The sequence below is a fragment of the Brucella pecoris genome (assembly GCF_006376675.1).
GTDB lineage: Bacteria > Pseudomonadota > Alphaproteobacteria > Rhizobiales > Rhizobiaceae > Brucella > Brucella pecoris.
Genome location: NZ_VEWK01000039.1, coordinates 1 through 3,520, shown reverse-complemented (window position 1 = coordinate 3,520; position 3,520 = coordinate 1). Strand labels below are relative to the sequence as shown.

Here is a 3,520-nt window from a genome sequence, read left to right as displayed (position 1 = left end):
ACACCGCCCTTGCTTGCATCGCGCTTCTCGCCACCGCTTGACGCACAAGATGCATCGTATTTTGCCGCATCCGATAGAATGGCAAGTTTATCCTGAAGGCTCTTTTTCACCATATGAGCGAAGATACATGTTCATGTTTTGTTCGTCAATAAAAGAGATTTTTTGCGGATCGCTCACCACGACGTGACCTGTCGCCTGCAAATCTGTTCCCGAAGCCACCGACGCACCGATCTTCGCGATTTCCCAAATGCCAATAGACACCCGATCGAAGTGGGATGGAAGCGTGCCTCTACAGGAGCATTGCCTGCTGAAACGTCGATTTTTAGCTGAAATACCAATGCCTCGGCCTGCAGTGAATTTTAGTGAGATTGTTCGTTCCCTTGTACGGCTACAGCACTACCAACATGCAGAACGGTCGAATGACTATGCGTGTTCTCTGCCTGCGTGTAATGGCGGTTGCCTTCGACATAAGCCTCGCAAGCGGTCCCCTGCAGGACACGCGCGACGTCGGCAAAGACCTCTTCGCGTTCCTTGATGCTGAGGTCTTTGATGAGTTTTATCTTCTCTTCTCTTCTCTTCCCTATCCGGTCTCACTCTGAACAGACGTGGGATATTGACCGATCTCATCAAGCCTCGGTCACGACAGAGCTAGGATAGAGGAAATTTCTGTTCAAGACCTCAGTGAAGCTTGAACTCGCCTTCGACGCGGCGCCATTCATTCGGTCCGATCAAGCACTGATGCGTATAGCGGACAGAATGGAGCGGGCCTTCAAGCCTGGACTGCCAGAAATCCAGGAACCTGTGCATCTCAGGAAAATCGGGTGCCAGATCGTAGTCCTGCCAGACATAGGTCTGCAGCACGGATTCGAAATCAGGAATGCGATAGAGGATGTGCGCGGTGGTGAGGCCGTAGCCATTGAGCTGACGTTCCAGATCCGATGAGAATTGCATGCTTCATCTCCGTTTCATGACACTGTGAAGTGTGTCGCAAAATTTCACGACCATCAACGGATTTTTAAACGCAATCGCGCCGTTTATTGTTCCTTTCCAGTATGTTAGTAGCATCAGAAGACGAGTGCTAATTTTTTCGTTTCTCCCTCTTGAAATCGAAAAATCTCAAAACCAGATCATTTTGCGCAAAATGCTCGACTTGAGGTTTTGCACCCGCCCGGACCGATCATTCGGTCCGGCCAGAGGGAACAACGTCATCATTTTTGCTCAACGGAGGAAAACATGTCGTTCCGACCGCTTCATGATCGCATTCTCGTCCGCCGGGTCGAATCCGAAGAAAAGACCAAGGGCGGCATCATCATTCCCGACACCGCCAAGGAAAAGCCGCAGGAAGGCGAAGTCATCGCCGTAGGTCCCGGCGCGCGCAACGATGCCGGCCAGATCCAGGCGCTCGACGTCAAGGCCGGCGACCGCATCCTGTTCGGCAAATGGTCCGGCACCGAGATCAAGATCAACGGCGAAGACCTGCTGATCATGAAGGAAAGCGATGTCATGGGCATCATCGAAGCCCAGGCAGAGCAGAAAAAAGCTGCCTGAGGCGATAACCCGTCAATCCAACCCATCAGTCACATAGCTGCCTATTGAGGAGTTAGAAAAAATGGCTGCGAAAGAAGTCAAGTTCCACACCGATGCCCGTGAACGCATGCTGCGGGGAGTTGACGTGCTGGCCAATGCCGTGAAGGTCACGCTCGGTCCAAAGGGCCGCAATGTCGTGATCGACAAGTCCTTCGGTGCCCCTCGTATAACCAAGGACGGCGTTTCCGTCGCCAAGGAAATTGAACTGGAAGACAAGTTCGAGAACATGGGCGCCCAGATGCTGCGCGAAGTGGCATCGAAGACGAACGATCTCGCCGGCGACGGCACGACAACCGCGACCGTGCTTGCCCAGGCCATCGTTAAGGAAGGCGCCAAGGCCGTCGCCTCCGGCATGAATCCGATGGACCTGAAGCGTGGCATCGATCTCGCCGTCGATGCGGTTGTCAAGGAGTTGAAGACCAACGCCCGCAAGATCACCAGCAATTCCGAAATTGCTCAAGTTGGTACCATCTCCGCCAACGGAGATACGGAGATCGGTCGTTATCTTGCCGAGGCGATGGAGAAAGTCGGCAACGAAGGTGTTATAACTGTCGAAGAAGCCAAGACCGCTGAAACCGAACTCGAAGTCGTCGAAGGCATGCAGTTCGATCGCGGCTATCTCAGCCCCTACTTCGTCACCAACCAAGACAAGATGCGGGTGGAACTGGAAGATCCCTATATCCTGATCCATGAGAAGAAGTTGTCGAACCTGCAGGCGATGCTGCCGGTTCTCGAAGCCGTCGTCCAGTCCGGCAAACCGCTCGTCATCATCGCTGAAGACGTCGAAGGGGAAGCTCTTGCAACGCTTGTCGTCAACAAGCTGCGTGGCGGTCTCAAGATAGCTGCCGTCAAGGCTCCTGGCTTCGGCGACCGTCGCAAGGCCATGCTGGAAGACATCGCCATCCTGACGGGAGGAACCGTGATCTCGGAAGACCTCGGCATCAAGTTGGAAAACGTCACCCTCAACATGCTCGGCCGGGCGAAGAGAGTGGCGATCGAGAAGGAGAACACCACCATTATCGATGGCGTCGGTTCCAAGGCGGAAATCGATGGCCGCGTTGCGCAGATTCGGGCTCAGATCGAGGAGACAACCTCCGACTACGACCGCGAAAAGCTACAGGAACGTCTTGCCAAGCTTGCCGGGGGCGTTGCCGTCATTCGCGTCGGTGGCTCGACGGAAGTCGAAGTGAAGGAGAAAAAGGACCGCGTCGACGATGCGCTGCATGCGACCCGCGCCGCGGTAGAGGAAGGCATTCTCCCGGGTGGCGGTGTCGCTCTCCTGCGCGCCGTTAAGGCGCTCGAGGACCTTCCGATCGCGAACGACGATCAGCGTGTCGGCGTCGAGATCGTGCGACGGGCGATTGAAGCACCTGTTCGCCAGATCGCCGAAAATGCCGGTGCCGAAGGTTCGATCATTGTCGGCAAACTGCGTGAAAAAACCGACTTCTCCTATGGCTGGAACGCCCAGACCGGCGAATATGGTGATCTTTATGCTCAGGGTGTCATCGATCCGGTCAAGGTTGTGCGCACTGCGCTGCAGGACGCAGCCTCGGTTGCCGGTCTTCTGGTGACAACGGAAGCGATGATAGCGGAGAAGCCCAAAAAGGAGGCCGCTCCAGCCCTACCGGCTAGCGCCGGCATGGATTTCTAAGCGATTGTCTTAGGCTCGCCCCCGCTGGGGGCGAGCCTCCAATGAGGAGATAAAAATGGTTCAGAATACAATCAAGCGCCCACCCCAACCACTCTATTCCAGAGACCTTGTTGTCTGTCAGAGGGTTTTCGATGACATTCGATCGAGAGCTGGCGTTGCCAAGGAGACTGAGGAAGCGGAGCGAATGGCGGCCATCACTGTGGAAGGCACTGCCAAGTTGTTTGATCTAGTTGTTTCCGGTATCGATGAGGCATGAAATTACCGAGTTCTTTTCCCCGGTTG

At 54.9% G+C, this 3,520-nt stretch carries 5 protein-coding genes; 4 read left to right on the top strand and 1 reads right to left on the bottom strand.

Going from position 1 to position 3,520, the window contains the following annotated elements:
* The first annotated feature begins 419 nt into the window (after positions 1–419).
* Positions 420–599 carry a hypothetical protein gene (locus tag FIB18_RS24440; protein WP_138787514.1) on the top strand — a complete coding sequence of 60 codons (180 nt, stop codon included), beginning with the start codon at positions 420–422 and terminating at the stop codon, positions 597–599.
* A gap of 79 nt (positions 600–678) precedes the next feature.
* Here the strand turns inward: FIB18_RS24440 and FIB18_RS24435 are convergent, their stop codons facing one another.
* Positions 679–951 (bottom strand): usg protein, encoded by a 273-nt coding sequence (locus tag FIB18_RS24435; RefSeq protein WP_006469958.1) that lies wholly within the window; start codon positions 949–951, stop codon positions 679–681.
* Positions 952–1,233: 282 nt separating this feature from the next.
* Between FIB18_RS24435 and groES the strand changes: the two genes are divergently transcribed.
* The 3 genes from groES (at position 1,234) to FIB18_RS24420 (ending at position 3,494) form a co-directional block, all read left to right on the top strand.
* Entirely contained in the window at positions 1,234–1,548 is a 315-nt protein-coding gene (gene groES / locus FIB18_RS24430; RefSeq protein ID WP_138787515.1) for a co-chaperone GroES, read from the top strand.
* Positions 1,549–1,609: 61 nt separating this feature from the next.
* Positions 1,610–3,238 (top strand): chaperonin GroEL, encoded by a 1,629-nt coding sequence (gene groL / locus FIB18_RS24425; RefSeq protein WP_109987531.1) that lies wholly within the window; start codon positions 1,610–1,612, stop codon positions 3,236–3,238.
* Positions 3,239–3,293: 55 nt separating this feature from the next.
* Positions 3,294–3,494, top strand: a complete 201-nt coding sequence (locus tag FIB18_RS24420) for a hypothetical protein (protein WP_138787516.1) — start codon at positions 3,294–3,296, stop codon at positions 3,492–3,494.
* Positions 3,495–3,520: the final 26 nt, after the last annotated feature.

What these genes read in the sequence shown, in the direction of transcription:
- FIB18_RS24440 (WP_138787514.1), top strand. Translation starts at nt 420, where the DNA reads ATGACTATGCGTGTTCTCTGCCTGCGTGTAATGGCGGTTGCCTTCGAC.
- FIB18_RS24435 (WP_006469958.1), bottom strand. Translation starts at nt 951, where the DNA reads ATGCAATTCTCATCGGATCTGGAACGTCAGCTCAATGGCTACGGCCTC.
- groES (WP_138787515.1), top strand. Translation starts at nt 1,234, where the DNA reads ATGTCGTTCCGACCGCTTCATGATCGCATTCTCGTCCGCCGGGTCGAA.
- groL (WP_109987531.1), top strand. Translation starts at nt 1,610, where the DNA reads ATGGCTGCGAAAGAAGTCAAGTTCCACACCGATGCCCGTGAACGCATG.
- FIB18_RS24420 (WP_138787516.1), top strand. Translation starts at nt 3,294, where the DNA reads ATGGTTCAGAATACAATCAAGCGCCCACCCCAACCACTCTATTCCAGA.